We start from the raw sequence: 14,276 nt of genomic DNA on the forward strand, positions 1-14,276 counted from the left end.
AAGCTCGCCCTCGGCGTGCTGTTCCTCCTCCTGGGCGCCAAGCAGTGGCACGACCGCCCCCGCGAAGGCACGTCGCCGAACCGCCGAAGTGGATGCGCGCCCTCGACACCTTCACCCCCGCCAAGTCGGCCGGCCTCGCAGCGGTCCTGGTCGCCGCGAACCCCAAGAACCTCGTCCTCGCCATCGGCGGCGCCGTCTCCATCTCCACCAGCACCGCCTCGGCCGGCGGCAAGACGGTGGCGGCCGTGCTGATGGTGCTCATCGGCTCGCTGTGCACCCTGCTCCCGCTCGGCGTCTACCTGCTCGGCGGCCACAAGTCCGCGAAGGTGCTGGGCGACTGGAAGGCGTGGATGTCCGTCCACAACACCGCGATCATGACCGTGGTCCTGGTCGTACTCGGCGCCAAGTACGTCGGGGACGCGATCTCCGCGCTGACCGCGTGAAGCCCGCCCCACCCAAGGCCCGCCGCCCGCCGCTCGGCAGGCCGAAGCCCTCCGACGTCTCCGCCGGCCTGGTGACCGGCTTGTTCAGCATCCCCGAAGGCATGGCGTACGCGGCGATCGCCGGGTTCAACCCGGTCGCCGGTCTGTTCTCCGGCGTCGTCCCCGCGATCGTCGGCTCCTTGACGGCCCGCACCGTGCTGATGGTCACCACCCTCACCAGCGCCATCGCGCTCACCGCCCAGAGCGTCCTGGCCGACGCCGGCCTGGACGCCTCCAGCACGGGCACCATCGCGATGCTCGCGCTGATGACCGGAGCGGTGATGCTGCTGATGGGCGTCCTGCGGCTCGGCGTGGTGCTCTCCTTCGTGTCCAACGCGGTGATGACCGGCTTCTCCGTCGGCATCGCCCTACAAATCGTCACCGGCGTACTCAAGGACGCCACCGGCTACAAGCCGCACGGGCACAACAAGCTCGCCCAACTCGCCGACTGGCTCGCCCACATCGGCTCCTGGCAGCTCGCCGCCACCCTCACCGCCGCCGCCACCATCGCGGTCTGGGCACTCGCCCACGCGGTGCGGCGCCTGCGGACCGTCGCGCTGCTGGTCGCCATGGTCGCGGTCAGCGTGGCAATCGCGGTGCTCGGCACCGACGTGGAGCTGGTCAAGGGCATCGCGGACATCCCGTCCGCGCTGCCGCACTTCACCGCCCCCGACTGGTCCGCCGCCCCGCACCTGATCGGCGGCGCGGTCTCCATCGCCCTGGTCGCCCTCGCCCAGGCCGCCGGAATCTCGCCGACCGTCCCCAACCCGGACGGCTCCAAGCCCGACACCAACCGCGACTTCACCGCCCAGGGCCTGGCCAACGTGGCCGGCGGCCTCTTCCAGTCGCTCCCCGTCGGCGGCTCGCTCTCGCGCACCGGCGTCGCCGTCTCCGCCGGAGCCCGCACCCGCTGGGCCGGGATCTTCTCGGGCCTGTGGCTCGCCGCGATCGTCCTCACCCTCGCCCCGCTCGCCGAGCGCATCCCGATGCCCGTCATCGGCGGCCTGATCATCGTCGTCGGCGCGGAACTCATCACCGGCAAGATCGCCGACATCCGCCTCGTCCTGAAGACCTCACCGCTGTCGGCGGCCGCGATGGTCCTCACCTTCCTCGCCACCACCCAGCTACCGCTGCAACAGGCGATCATCCTCGGCGCCGTCCTCTCCCTGCTGCTGTACTGCGCCCAGGCCGCCCGCCAGGCCCGCCTGGTCGCCCTGCGGCCCGCCGACGGCGGCCGCTGGGAAACCGCCGCACCACCCGCCGCCCTGACGCCCGGTCAGGTCACCGTCCTCGACTACAACGGTGTCAGCCTGTTCGCCGAACTGCCCCGCATCGACGCCAGGTGGCCCGAACCGGCGAAGGACGCCGTCCTGATCCTGGTCCTGCGCGCCCTGCCTGACGTCCCGTCCTCCGCGATGGTCAAACTCCTGCGCCGCAGGGCCGACGAGCTCCAGCGGGCCGGCGGACGGCTGATGCTGGTCGGGGTCCAGCCCCCGCTGGCGAAGATCGCCGCCGACACCGGCCTCGCCGACCACCTCGGCCCCGGCGGCATCGTGGCCGCCGATGGCGCCCTCTTCGACCCGCTGAACGCCGCCCTCGCCGACGCCCGGGCGTGGATCGCCGCCCGCTCCCAGGAGCCCGCGTGACAGCGAGCCAGCCGAGCCCGGACGCAGTAGCCCCGACTGCGCGTCACCGCTGCTGCTCATAGCGTGGAAGCTGACCCATCGGCACCTGACGGAACGTGAGGCACCCGCGTTGATCGAGGAACTGACCGGCCTGCCGGAGGGCGTCATCGGGTTCGAGATCGGCGGGAAGCTGTCCGCCGCCGACTACCGCGACGTGCTGATCCCCGAACTCACCCAGGCCGCCGGCGAGGCGGGCGGGATCCGCTGTGTCCTCGTCGTCCGCGAGTTCGACGCAATGACGGGCGGGGCGGTGTGGGAGGACCTCAAGCTCGGAGTCGAGCACCTGCGGGCCTGGAGGCGCGTCGCCCTGGTCACCGACCTCGACTGGATGACCCACCTCACCACCACCTTCGGCTGGATGATCCCCGGTCAGAGCAAGACGTTCCCCCTGGCCCAGCGGAACGACGCCGTGACCTGGACGGCATCCGGCTGACCTTCCCGACGCCGGAGCACTCCCGACCCTGTCTGAGCCACCCGAACGAGGAGCCGCGATGAGCTCGATGGACGTACCCGCCGACGGATCCGGCAGCGCCACCACACGGGCGAGATCGGCTGCGGTCAGGGCGGTGTCGGTCCCGAAGATGACGTGGGTGACGCTGGCGCTGATGACCACCAGTTCGGTGGCCAGCCTGCGGGCCGCGCCCACCATGGCGGTCTACGGGCTGGCCTGCGTGTTCCTCTACGTCGTGCCGGCGATCATCTTCCTGCTGCCCACCGCGCTGGTGTCCGCCGAACTCGCCTCGGGCTGGGAGGGCGGGGTCTACAACTGGGTCGCCCAGGGGCTGTCGAAGCCGCTCGGGTTCCTCGCGGTGTGGTGCCAGTTCGCGATGACGATCTTCTACTACCCGAGCCTGCTCGCCTACGTCGCCTCCACCATCGCGTACGTCATCGACCCCTCGCTGGCCAGCAACGGCGTCTACACCGCCATCGTGATCATGGTGCTGTACTGGACCGGTGTGTGGGTGTCCTCCCGGGGTACCAATGCCGTCGCCGGCCTCGCCTCCTGGGGCCTGGTCATCGGCACCCTGGTCCCCGGCACCATCCTGGTCGTCCTCGGCATGGTCTTCCTCGGCCAGGGCAACGGCTCCGCCGCCCCCATGGACACCGGCCACCTGCTGCCCGCCTGGACCGGCCTGGCCAGCCTGGTGCTGATCGTCAACAACTTCCTCAGCTACTCGGGCATGGAGATGAACGCCGTCCACGTCTCCTCACTGAAGAACCCGGCCAAGGAGTTCCCCCGCTCGATGTTCCTGGCGATGGGCCTGGTCCTGCTGATCTTCATCCTGCCCGCCCTGGCGATCAGCTGGGTGGTGCCCGCCGACCAGCTCAGCCTCACCGCCGGCGTGATGCAGGCGTTCGACGCGTTCTTCCAGTACTTCCACATCGGCTGGCTCACCCCCGTGATCGCGGTCGGCCTGGTCGCCGCGGCGCTGGGCGGCATGCTCACCTGGCTGGCCGGCCCCTCCAAGGGCCTGCTGCTGATCTCCCGTCAGGAGGGCTACCTCCCGCCCTACCTGCAGAAGCTCAACAAGCAGGGCATCCAGCAGAACCTGCTCGTCACCCAGGGCATCGTCACCACCGCCATCGCCCTGATGTACGCCCTCATCCCCGACGTCTCCAGCGCCTACTGGATCTTCTCCGTCATCACCACCCAGGTCTACCTGATCGTCTACCTGCTGATGTTCGCCGCCGCGATCCGCCTGCGCCGCACCCAGCCCGACCACCCCCGCGGCTACCGCGCACCCGCGCTCACCCTGCTGTGCGTCGTCGGCCTGCTCGCCTCCATCGCCGCCCTCGCCATCGGTTTCGTCCCCTCCTCCCAGTTCGGCGGCGGCAGCGTCTGGACCTACATCGGCATCATCGGCGGCGGCCTGCTGCTCCTCGGCGTGGTCATCCCCTTCACCTTCCTGAAGCTCAGCAAGCCCTCCTGGCGACAGCCCGAGCCGGCCACCGGTGAGGGGGCCTCGGCGTGAAGCGCACCATGATGGCCTCCCAGCACCGCTGGATCTACGTCAGCACCATCGTGCTACTGATCGCCCTGCTGGTCACCGCACTGCTCACCTTCTCCCAGCAGAAGACCACCAACGAGGCCGCCAGGAAGGCCGGCCAGCTGTCCGAGAAGCTGGTCGCCGCCGGCTACCCCGCCCCCGACCAGGGACAGATCGCCCGCACCCTGGGCACCGACGGCGGCCCCGTCTGCGAGGACCCCGCGAGTGCTCTCAAGACCGCGCTCCAGCGGATCAACATGTCCAACGGCGCGGGTGGGCCCGGCCAGCGACCGGTCATCTCCAACACCCGCACCGTCCAGGCCGAGGCCCTGGCGCTGTCCGTCTACTGCCCCGACCAGCTCGACGACTTCGAGCGGAAGGTCGACGACTACAAGACCGCCAAGACCGTCGAGAACCCCTGACCGCACCGGCAGCCAGCTGCCCCGCCCCGCGCGACGATCTAGCCACCTAGCCACCGGCCCGAGGAGAGCACCCGAGATGACCGACGAACTCGCCGCCCGGATCACCGCTCTGATGCCCCGGGCCAAGCGCGACCTGGCCGAACTGGTGGCGATCCCGTCCGTCGCCGACCCGCGCCAGTACCCGCCCGAGAAGTGCCGCGAGGCCGCCGAGTGGGTCGCCGCCGCGTTCACCGACGCCGGTCTGCTCGACGTCCGGCTTGAGCTGACCCCCGACGGCAGCCACGCCGTCCTCGGCCACCGCCCGGCCCCGCCCGGCGCCCCCACCGTCCTGCTCTACTGCCACTACGACGTCCAGCCCCCGCTGGACGACGCCGCCTGGACCAGCCCACCGTTCACCCTCACCGAACGCGACGGCCGCTGGTACGGACGCGGCACCGCCGACTGCAAGGGCAACATCGCCATGCACCTCACCGCCCTGCGCGCGCTCGGCGACGACCTCCCCGTCGGCATCCGGTTCGTCGCCGAAGGCTCCGAGGAACAGGGCACCGGCGGCCTGGAAGCCTACGTCGCCACCCACCCCGACCAGTTCCGCGCCGACGCCCTGCTGATCTGCGACACCGGCAACGCCGCCATCGGCACCGGCACCGCCACCATCTCCCTGCGCGGCCTCGCCAACGTCACCGTCACCGTCGACACCCTTGAAGGCGGGATCCACTCCGGCATGTTCGGCGGCCCCGCCCCCGACGCACTGGCCGCACTCATCCAGACCCTCGCCACCCTCCGCGACCCCAAGACCGGCGCCACCCGCATCGACGGCCTCGACTGCGAAGGCACGTGGGACGGCGCCGACTACGACGAGGAGCAGTTCCGCACCGACGCCGCCGTCCTGGACGGCGTGCGGCTCACCGGCACCGGAACCGTCGCCGACCGCCTCTGGGCCCGCCCCGCCGTCACCGTCCTCGGCATCGACTGCCCGCCCGTCGTCGGCTCCTCCGCCTCCGTGCCCGCCACCGCGCGCGCCCGCGTCAGCCTGCGCATCCCGCCCGGCACCGACCCTCAGGACGCGTTGCGCGCCCTCACCGGCCACCTGACCGACGCCGTCCCCTGGGGCGCGCGGATCACGGTCGAGACCGAGAGCAGCGGAGCCCCGTTCCGCGCCGCGACCACCGGCCCCGCCTACACCACCCTCGACCGGGCCATGACCGAGGTCTACGGCAGGCCGATGGCCCACCTCGGCCAGGGCGGCTCCATCCCGCTCTGCAACGTCTTCGCCGAGACCTTCCCCGACGCCGAGATCGTCCTGATGGGTGTCGAGGAACCCAAGTGCCTCATCCACGCGCCCAACGAGAGCGTCGACCCGAACGAGATCGAGCACATGGCCCACGTCGAAGCACTCTTCCTGCGCAACTACGCCGCCCGCCCCTGACAGGAGCGCTCCCGAGATGACCCGACCGCCCGGCTCCGCACCGGAGTTCTTCGCCGACCGGATGACCCGCGCCACCGCGGCCGCCGCCGAGGCCGGCCTCGCGGGCCTGGTCATCACCCCGGTCCGGACCTGACCTACCTGACGTGCTACCGGCCCAACGCCATCACCGAGCGCCCCACTGCACTGCTGTTGTCCGCAAGACGCGAACCCGTCCTACTCGTGCCGAAGCTGGAGCTCCCCGACGCCGAAGGCACACCCAGCGTGAGCGCCGTCCACCGCACCGACTGGGCTGGCGGCCAAGACCCCTGCACCGTCCTCGGCCCGCTGCTCGACGCGGGCCGCTACGGGATCTCCGATCCGCCTGGGCTATGCACCTGCTCGGCCTCCAAGAAGCTCTTCCTCATGCCTCCTTCACTTCGCTCACCCAGCCACAGCGGAGCCGGTGTCGAGGAGGCCGTGGATGGTGCGGATGACCCGACGCCTGCCGTGCGGGGGGAAGGAGGCATCGGTGGTCCTAGGGCCTGTCTCTTTGGAGGGAAGGCTGAACAGCTCAAGCGCCACCAGCCCCGCTAACAACGCAGGCGATCTGGCGGGGTAAGCTGGCATTCCATGGCAATAAGCTCCGCCCTGTGGTCCTTCGCCCTGGTTGTAGGGCTTCTCACTCTGACTCCCGGACTCGACACGGCGCTGATCTTGCGCACGTCGGCCCTCGGCCGACGCAGGAGAGCCTGGGGCGTTGTCCTCGGAATCCAGACCGGCACCCTGGTGTGGGGTGCGTTCACCTCTCTCGGAGTGACTGCGCTTCTCACGGCCTCCCACCTCGCTTACACCGCGTTGCGTTGGATCGGCGCCGCTTACCTGATCTGGATGGGGTTCCGCATGCTCCGGGACACCTTCCGGGGGCTGCCTTCGGCAGGCCAGGACGACTCTGTTCTGGCTGCCGGCGCGGACTCGGTCAGCGGAGGTTGGCGGCAGGGGACGCTCACCAACCTCCTGAACCCGAAGATGGGCGCCTTCTACGTCGCCGTCCTGCCTCAGTTCATCCCCCCGGGGACCGGCCACTTCACCATGGGCCTCCTGCTCACCACGGTGCACATCGTGATCGGTCTGCTCTGGTCTGCCGTCCTCATCGGCTTCGCTGGCGTCCTGCAGGGGTGGCTCCGCAAGCCCCAGGCTCGCCGTGTGCTCGACCGGATCACCGGCACCGTCATCACCATTTTCGGTATCAGGCTGGCGCTCAGCAGCTGATGATCCGAGGGTCGGGGTCCAGCGACCTGCTCAGCACCGAACCCAGATCAAGATGGACGCGACGTGGAGTGCGGCCTGGTAGGTGATGGCGAGTTTCGTTCTACGACGCCGACGGTAACCGCCTCCAGGGCGAGCACAGCTACACCCTGCACATCCCCGCCGACGTGCCCGCCGCCAACTACTGGTCCCTGGTCCTCTACGACGCCGCCACCCGCTGCCTGCTCGACAACGGCCACCACCTGCCCACCATCGCCTCCCACCAGAACCTGCACCTCAACGCCGACGGCTCCGCCGACCTGCACATCGGCCCCCAGCCACCCGCCACCGGCACACAGAACTGGATCAAGACCGTCCCCGGCCGCGGCTGGTTCGCGGGCCTGCGCCTCTACGGACCAACCCAGGCGTTCTTCGACCGCGCCTGGACACCCGGCGACCTCACCCGCAGCCCCTGAACACGCACAGGCAGCCAACGATCGTTGACGCGAACCCTCAGCAGTCAAACCTCCCCGAGACTGATCAGACCTCGTAACCGGCGACGAGCCCGTGTCCCCCTCCTCAAGAACAACCAGCCGATCTGCAACGACTCAGGTGGCTCTCTTTCCGTCAGGTGCTGTGGGGGCCTCGGTGCTGCTCGGCTCGTCTGGCGACGGGGGGCAGGGCGAGTGCCGTGGTGGCGAAGACGGCGGCCAGCACTCCCCAGCCGATCATGCCGTGCGGGAGAACCAGGGTGGTGACCGCGATCGGGCCCAACGCCTGGGTGATGGAGATACCGGTCTGGAACACCCCCTGGTAGGCGCCTTGCGCATGATCGGGGGCCAGGGCGTAGCCGAGGGTCCAGCTGCCGGCCTGGGAGGTGACCTCGCCGAGGGTGAGCAGAAGGGTGGCGGTCAGCAGGATCAGGGTGGCGGTTGTGGGGTTGCGTTGGGTGGCGGTGGCGGCTGTGAGGCAGGCGAGTGCGGTGAGCAGTGCGCCCAGGCGGAAGGAGCGTGCGGCGGCGGGCAGGTCGGTGGTGTGGCGGGCGGCACGGACCTGGAGGGCGACCACCAGGGCGGTGTTGAGGACCAGGAGCGGGCCCACGAGGCTGTGGGGTGCGCCGGTGTGGTTCACCAGCCACAGCGGGAGTGCGACTTCGAGGACGACGTAGAGCATGTTGACGACGGCGTTGAGCGCTGTGACGGCGAGGTAGGGGCCGTCGCGAAGGGCGCTTGCGGGGCGATGGTGCTCACGGGTTGGTGCGAGGGCGGGGCCGTGGCGGGTGGGGATGGCGCGCAGGGGGATCAGGGCGAGGAGGAAGGTGGCGGCGTTGGCCGCGATCGCGCCCTGGTAGGCGCCGGGGCGGTCAACGGCGACGACGACGGTGCCGAGGGCGGCGCCGGCGCCGATGCCGACGTTGTTGAGGGCGCGGAGCAGGCTGAGGGCGCGGGTGCGGGTGGCGGCGGGCAGGCTGTCAGCGTACAGGGCACCGCGTACGGCGGCGTTGGCCCGGCTTCCGGCGGTCACGGCGCAGGCCAGCACCACGAAGGCGGCGTAGCTGTGGGCCGCGGCGAAGCCGGCCATCGCCACGGCCTGGAACAGGTGCAGGGCGGCCAGGACGCGTTTGGCACCGTGGCGGTCGGCCGCGCGGCCGGCGGGGAACGCGGCGAGGATGCCGCACAATCCCGCGAGGGTGAGTGCGAGGCCGACCCGGGGCGCGGAGTAGCCCAGGCCCTGGGTGAACCAGAGCGTGCTGATGGTCAGGAACAGGCCGTTGCCGGTCGCGTTGACCATCAGCAGGACAGCCAGGGACCGTACGGTGGGGTCGGCCGCGAGGCCGGGGCGGCGCGCCGGTGCCGTCGGCGGTCCGGGGATCGGACCGGCCGGCGCCGGACGGTCGGCGCGCGGAAGAACGCGGCCGTGGGAGGGCGGTGCGGTGCTCATGCGCGCCAGCCAATCCCCCTCGCGCCCGTGGCAGAACGAGTTAAGACTGGGGCTTAATGATCCGCTTCCGCCTGGAACTCGCCGATCTCGCGGCGACGTCGTTCGCGTACTCGCCGCTCCAGGAGACCGTCCTGAGCCTGCGCCTGTGGACGGGGCACGCCGCCCGGCTTCCACACGTACGCACCCTGGCCTCCGACATGCGCGCGGCGTTCCACCAGCTCGACCACGAACTGCTGACCTCGCTGGTGGCCCGCCACCGCTACTGGGTACCCGACCTGCTCACTCCCCGCCCACCCGTACCAGCGCCCGACATCCGTGCCGAGTTCGCCGCACTGCGCGCCACCGACCCCGCCCTCCTGGCTCCCGACCTGGAGCGGACCTTCCTCCCGCTCGGCGAGCCGATCCCACCCAGACTCGCCGCCGGACTCCGGGAACCGGCGGGACTGCTGGCCGACATCGCCGACGCGCTGGAGACCTACTGGACCGCCTGCCTGCTGCCCCGCTGGCCCAGGATCCGCTCCGTCCTGGAAGCCGACCTCGCCCACCGCGCCCGCACCCTGGCCGAACACGGCGCAGGGCGCCTGTTCTCCGGCATCAGCGAACGTCTGACCTGGAGCGAGGGCATCCTCACCATCCAACGAAACGGCCCCTGGCCCGACGCCACCACCGACATCCCCATCGACGGTCGGCGCCTGCTGCTCACACCGAGCTGCTTCGTCGACGGCGTCTCCACCATGCTCAGCCCCAACGCCCCGCCCCACATCGTCTACACCACCCGCGCTCTCGCCGTACTCGGCGAGAGCGCCGCACCACCGGTCCCCCGCTCCCTGGAACTCCTCCTCGGCCGCCCCCGCGCCCAGCTCCTGGCACTGCTCACCGAACCCGCCACCACCACCGAACTCGCCCACCGGCTCCACGTCACTCCCCCGGCCGTCAGCCAGCACCTGGCCGCTCTGACCGCCGCCCACCTGCTGGAACGCACCCGCCAAGGACGCCACGTCCACTACCGTCAGAGCGCACTCGGCGCCGCCCTGCACACAGCCCAGACAGCCCCACCACCACACCCCTGACCGGCCATCAGACGCACCCACTCGCGGGCTGAGCGAGTCACAGTTTCGCAAGCTGGTCGCGCTGGTTCGCCGTCGTGGCGGTGATGTCCAGCGCGGCCGGCCGTGGCGGCTCTGCTTGGAGGACCGGGTGCTGTTGGTAGCCACCTACTGGCAGACCAACCTGACGTTGCGACAGGTCGCGCCACTGTTCGGATCCCGAAGTCGGCCGCAGACCGGGTGCTGGGCCACCTCGCGCCACTGCTGGCGATCTCGCCTGCGCGGCGTCCGCGGCAGGACACCGTGCTGATCGTGGACGGCACTCTGGTGCCCACCCGGGACCGGACGATCGCGGTCTCCAGCAAGAACTACCGGTACTCCACCAACCAGCAGGTGGTGATCGACGCCAACAGTCGGCTGGTCGTCGCCGTTGGCCTGCCGCTGCCCGGCAACCGCAACGACTGCCGGGCCTTCGCCGAGTCGGGCGACGACCGTGCCTGCTGGGACGCACCGGTCCTGGCGGACGGCGGCAACCAGGGAACCGGTGCCCTGATCCCGCACCGGCGCCGTCGCGGACAGGAGCACCTCACACCCGAGCAGGAAGCCGACAACGCCGTCCACCGCAGGGCCCGGGTCGGGCACGTCTTCTCACAGATGAAGAACTGGAAGATCCTGCGTGACTGCCGCCTGCGCGGAGCCGGCGTGCACCACGCCATGCTCGGCGTCGCACGGCTCCACGACCTCGCCCTCAGCAGATGAGCTGGTCCCGCCTCACCGCGAACTCCTCTCGTCCGTCCGGCGTCGTGACGCGGTCCGGCGAGGTGGAGACGGTGACGACCTCGTCGTTCTCCGGCAAGCCGTGGCCTTCGGCGACCACGCAGGCGACGGTGACCTCCACCGGATAGGCCGAGTCCGGGCCGAGCTCGCCCATCGCCGCGAAGATCGGAGCTTTGTCGACCAGTGACCAGCACCGTCCCGTCGCATCCGTGAACTGAACCTCGACCACTCCGGGCCACGGCTCATCGTCCACCCACCGGACCGCCTCACACCGCAGCTCAAACACGAACGCCCCCACCGCCGAACAAGGTCAACAACCAGCGCCAGTATGCCGCGAGACCTCAGCTGTCGACATACGGGACATCCTTTACGACCTCGTGCATGGTTAGCCGTGGCCTGTGAGCGCCCAGCTCGTTGGACCAGACGTGGTGGGGACTGCGGCACGCGCATTGATCGTCTCGGAGCGTCGGATCACCGGCCTGTCGCAGGTGGTGATCGCTGACCTGGTAGCCGAGTTGGGCCCGGTGTGGCAGGCCCGGCGTGATGCCGAGTTGTGCGACCGGCCGCGGCGCCGGGCGGTCGGCGCCGGAGCGAAGTACAAACTCGTCTTCGTCGACCGGCTCCTGGCCACGCTCGTCCACCTGCGACACGGCGTCACCCATGATGTTCTGGCCTGCTGGTTCGGCGTGGACCGCTCCACGATCACTCGCGCGCTCGGCGAGATCCGGCCCCTGCTCGCCGATCGCGGCTGCCGCGTCGCACCGGGCCTGCGGCTTCGCACCCTCGCGGACGTGATCGCCCACCTCGGCGCCACCGGGCGGACCGGGATCATCGACGCCACCGAGATCCGTGTCCGCCGACCGGCCGCCCATCGACGCGGTCGCAACCGCTTCGTCTCGGGCAAGAGTCGCATGAACGCGATGAAGGCGCTGGTGGTCACCGACGACCGCGGGCGATTGTTGTTCTGCGGCGAGGTCCGGGCCGGCTCCGTCGCCGATATCACCCAGGCCCGCGACGCAGGCCTGGTCGACCTGCTCGCTGACACGGTTCACCTGGAGATCCTCGCTGACGCCGGCTACCAGGGACTGGCCGCCCAGACCTGCGGCCAGGTCGTCACCCCGCCCCGAAAACGCCGTGGCAAGAACCTCGAGCAGGTCCAGTGGCTGATGGCCCATCACGAACGGGCCCGCTTCGCACACTCCTCACGCCGCATCCCGGTCGAGCACGGCATCGCCCACCTGAAGAACTGGCGCACCCTCGCCCGCCACCACGGCCACCGCCACCACCTGCCGGACACCATCCGAGCCGTAGCTGGACTCCTGTCAGACCAACAAGCCACCCACAAAAGGAAGTTGCCAGCCCTCCCGGCAGGCCGAACCACGTGATCAGTGACGCCAGACCTCACCCAAACACAGGCCACGGCTAACCATGCACGAGGTCGTTAGCCGGGTGCGGCGGCAGAGCGTGTGGGGGCGGTGCGCGAGGCACGCCGAGGGTGATCAGCGATGACACGCTCAGAACGACACACCGCTTGGATGATCGCCACGCACGGCTGGCGGGTATTCGGCTACCGATCTACGGCCCGCGCCGCGCTGGCGCAGCTACGCCTTCGGGCATCCTCTGGAGCCACGAGCTCTACGAGTGAGAGGGATTCGGGATCCTCGATTGTCGCTCACAGCTCGATCCTCCTCACCGTAGGCGCCCCCCGAATAGAGCGTCGGGTAGCCCGGTTGCACCGGGCGGCCGCCCTCCGGTGTAGGCAAGGGCCAGATCGGCACGGAGGTGATGAGTCGTCGTGAAGTCAGACGACTGTGGCCATCCAGCTCCTCATAGAACTAGCCATTCTCCGACGCGGCGGTCCGCAACAGCTCCGCTGCTGCTTGAGGGTCGTCTGCGACTGGCGGCGGCTACCGGACGCGCCTGCCGCCCTTCCTGTCCTTCTTCAATTTCACCTCCCAATTTGGCTTCGCCACTGCATATGTGACGTGTCGTCAGTACCTGTGTGACTGGAGTGAGGCGAGCTACTGGTGGCTTGATCGTCAGCCTCTCCCAGGCAGCAGCTTCCGAGAGAGGTCTGCCCTGTCGGCCCTCCCTGCTACATCAAGTAGTGGTCCGTGCGCAGAGGGCGTCCGGTCGGGTGGGGAGAGGCGGAGTCGTGACAAGCGAGGACGGGGCGAAGGTCGTCATGTCGGCCCTTGGGCTTGGGGCCGTATGGATCGGGCTCAAGCTCCTGTGGGGCTGGCTGGCGGTGGCCACGGCATGGGTGGGTGATCACGCCGTCTGGTTCGGCGCCGGGCTGGGGATCGCACTCGCTGTGGTGACCGCCGTTGCCGTGGGCAGGGCCCGTGCAGGCTATCCGCTGGCTGTGGAGCCCGGTTGGCACCACAGCGACGACGACGAGGACCAAGGGTGGGAGCCGTACGCGCCCCGCCAACTGACCTACTCGCTGTGGCAGTTCGACACCTCAACCCCGCGCCAGTTCGAGGAGATGTGCCGGGAGCTGCTCGAGCGTGACGGCTTCACGCGAGCCGAGAGGGTGGGCGGGGCCGGCGACCTGGGCGCTGATGTCCTGGCTTTCGATGCCGACGGCCGACGCATCGTCATTCAGTGCAAGCGCTACCAGCGGCCGGTAGGCAGCGGTGCGTTGCAGACCTTCAATGGCACCGCTCGCCCCGTTCACAAGGCCAAGGTGGCGGTGATGGTGGGGCTCAACGGGTTCTCCGCTCCTGCCAGGAAGTTCGCCAACGGCCAGCGCATCAAGCTCGTCGACCGCCAAGTCCTCGCAGCATGGGGAGCCGGAGACCATCTGTACGACGTCCTGGGCATCCAGCCCGTCTGACCATCCTCACATCCAGCCCAAGATCGCACCGGCGCCCGTGGCGCCGGGCAGTCGGATGTAGTTCGACTCTCAGGGGAGCAGTATGAGCAGGATCATCCCGGTGCGCGGCTATACCCGGGGGGACGGCACGCGGGTTCGCGCTCACACCAGGACGATCGGTGGCACTGCAGTGCTCGGTGGGGGCGCGTTGCTGGCGGTCATGGCCTTGCTGGGCCTGAACAACTCGGTCGATCCCGCCCCACCGACACCGATGCCCTCGGTGACGGTGTACATCGGCCCGCGGTAGTCAGCCTCAGGTCTCCCTGTGGCAGGCGGCGGTACTGGCTCCATCGCCCGGGCCCCGCGTTCGCGGCCTCAGCCCAAGGCCGCCTGGCAGAAGCCAAAAGGCTTCGATGCAGCAAAATCTCCGCTCCCGCGCTTGATGGGGTGCGAAGTTGTGTCCAATA

Annotated in this window: 13 protein-coding genes and 2 pseudogenes; 13 read left to right on the forward strand and 2 right to left on the reverse strand. The window is 70.0% G+C overall.

Annotation, left to right across the window (positions count from 1 at the left end):
• The first annotated feature begins 44 nt into the window (after window positions 1-44).
• From ACKUU6_RS06880 to ACKUU6_RS06915, 8 genes and pseudogenes are all read left to right on the forward strand, one after another.
• Window positions 45-443 carry a GAP family protein gene (locus ACKUU6_RS06880; RefSeq protein ID WP_407987568.1) on the forward strand — a complete coding sequence of 133 codons (399 nt, stop codon included), beginning with the start codon at window positions 45-47 and terminating at the stop codon, window positions 441-443.
• Window positions 440-2,128: a SulP family inorganic anion transporter gene (locus tag ACKUU6_RS06885; protein WP_407987569.1), complete on the forward strand. Its 1,689-nt coding sequence runs from the start codon at window positions 440-442 to the stop codon at window positions 2,126-2,128. The genes ACKUU6_RS06880 and ACKUU6_RS06885 overlap by 4 nt, the downstream gene beginning before the upstream one ends.
• Window positions 2,129-2,237: 109 nt before the next feature.
• Window positions 2,238-2,600 (forward strand): STAS/SEC14 domain-containing protein, encoded by a 363-nt coding sequence (locus tag ACKUU6_RS06890; RefSeq protein WP_407987570.1) that lies wholly within the window; start codon window positions 2,238-2,240, stop codon window positions 2,598-2,600.
• A gap of 58 nt (window positions 2,601-2,658) precedes the next feature.
• On the forward strand, window positions 2,659-4,140 hold the full coding sequence (locus tag ACKUU6_RS06895; protein WP_407987571.1) for an APC family permease: 1,482 nt from the start codon (window positions 2,659-2,661) through the stop codon (window positions 4,138-4,140).
• Entirely contained in the window at window positions 4,137-4,577 is a 441-nt protein-coding gene (locus ACKUU6_RS06900) for a hypothetical protein (protein ID WP_407987572.1), read from the forward strand. The genes ACKUU6_RS06895 and ACKUU6_RS06900 overlap by 4 nt, the downstream gene beginning before the upstream one ends.
• 76 nt (window positions 4,578-4,653) lie before the next feature.
• Window positions 4,654-6,003, forward strand: a complete 1,350-nt coding sequence (locus ACKUU6_RS06905) for a dipeptidase (protein ID WP_407987573.1) — start codon at window positions 4,654-4,656, stop codon at window positions 6,001-6,003.
• Window positions 6,004-6,612: 609 nt separating this feature from the next.
• Window positions 6,613-7,251, forward strand: coding sequence for a LysE family translocator (locus tag ACKUU6_RS06910; RefSeq protein WP_407987574.1), 639 nt, complete (start codon window positions 6,613-6,615; stop codon window positions 7,249-7,251).
• Between the two features lie 110 nt (window positions 7,252-7,361).
• Window positions 7,362-7,703: pseudogene (locus ACKUU6_RS06915) on the forward strand (DUF1214 domain-containing protein); the annotation flags it as partial.
• A gap of 151 nt (window positions 7,704-7,854) precedes the next feature.
• Here ACKUU6_RS06915 and ACKUU6_RS06920 read toward each other — a convergent pair.
• The gene (locus ACKUU6_RS06920) at window positions 7,855-9,168 is read right to left on the reverse strand and encodes an MFS transporter (RefSeq protein ID WP_407987575.1); all 1,314 of its coding nucleotides are present in this window, start codon (window positions 9,166-9,168) and stop codon (window positions 7,855-7,857) included.
• Window positions 9,169-9,224: 56 nt separating this feature from the next.
• On the opposite strand from ACKUU6_RS06920, the gene ACKUU6_RS06925 reads away from it, so the two are divergent.
• Both ACKUU6_RS06925 and ACKUU6_RS06930 read left to right on the forward strand, forming a co-directional pair.
• Window positions 9,225-10,238, forward strand: coding sequence for an ArsR family transcriptional regulator (locus ACKUU6_RS06925; protein WP_407987576.1), 1,014 nt, complete (start codon window positions 9,225-9,227; stop codon window positions 10,236-10,238).
• Window positions 10,239-10,266: 28 nt separating this feature from the next.
• Window positions 10,267-10,973 (forward strand): annotated as a pseudogene (locus ACKUU6_RS06930) (transposase).
• On the opposite strand, the gene ACKUU6_RS06935 reads toward ACKUU6_RS06930, so the two are convergent.
• Window positions 10,963-11,289 carry a hypothetical protein gene (locus ACKUU6_RS06935; protein ID WP_407987577.1) on the reverse strand — a complete coding sequence of 109 codons (327 nt, stop codon included), beginning with the start codon at window positions 11,287-11,289 and terminating at the stop codon, window positions 10,963-10,965. The pseudogene ACKUU6_RS06930 and the gene ACKUU6_RS06935 sit on opposite strands and share 11 nt — an antisense overlap.
• Before the next feature lie 100 nt (window positions 11,290-11,389).
• Between ACKUU6_RS06935 and ACKUU6_RS06940 the strand changes: the two genes are divergently transcribed.
• The 3 genes from ACKUU6_RS06940 to ACKUU6_RS06950 all read left to right on the forward strand — a co-directional run bounded on the left by ACKUU6_RS06940 (window position 11,390) and on the right by ACKUU6_RS06950 (window position 14,116).
• A complete protein-coding gene (locus ACKUU6_RS06940) occupies window positions 11,390-12,376 on the forward strand; it encodes a transposase family protein (RefSeq protein WP_407987578.1) in 987 nt (328 codons plus the stop codon).
• Window positions 12,377-13,146: 770 nt separating this feature from the next.
• Window positions 13,147-13,830, forward strand: a complete 684-nt coding sequence (locus ACKUU6_RS06945) for a restriction endonuclease (RefSeq protein ID WP_407987579.1) — start codon at window positions 13,147-13,149, stop codon at window positions 13,828-13,830.
• A gap of 82 nt (window positions 13,831-13,912) precedes the next feature.
• On the forward strand, window positions 13,913-14,116 hold the full coding sequence (locus ACKUU6_RS06950) for a hypothetical protein (RefSeq protein WP_407987580.1): 204 nt from the start codon (window positions 13,913-13,915) through the stop codon (window positions 14,114-14,116).
• Window positions 14,117-14,276 lie beyond the last annotated feature (160 nt).

The organism is Kitasatospora sp. CMC57 (assembly GCF_045866025.2).
In the GTDB taxonomy this organism is placed as follows: Bacteria; Actinomycetota; Actinomycetes; order Streptomycetales; family Streptomycetaceae; genus Kitasatospora.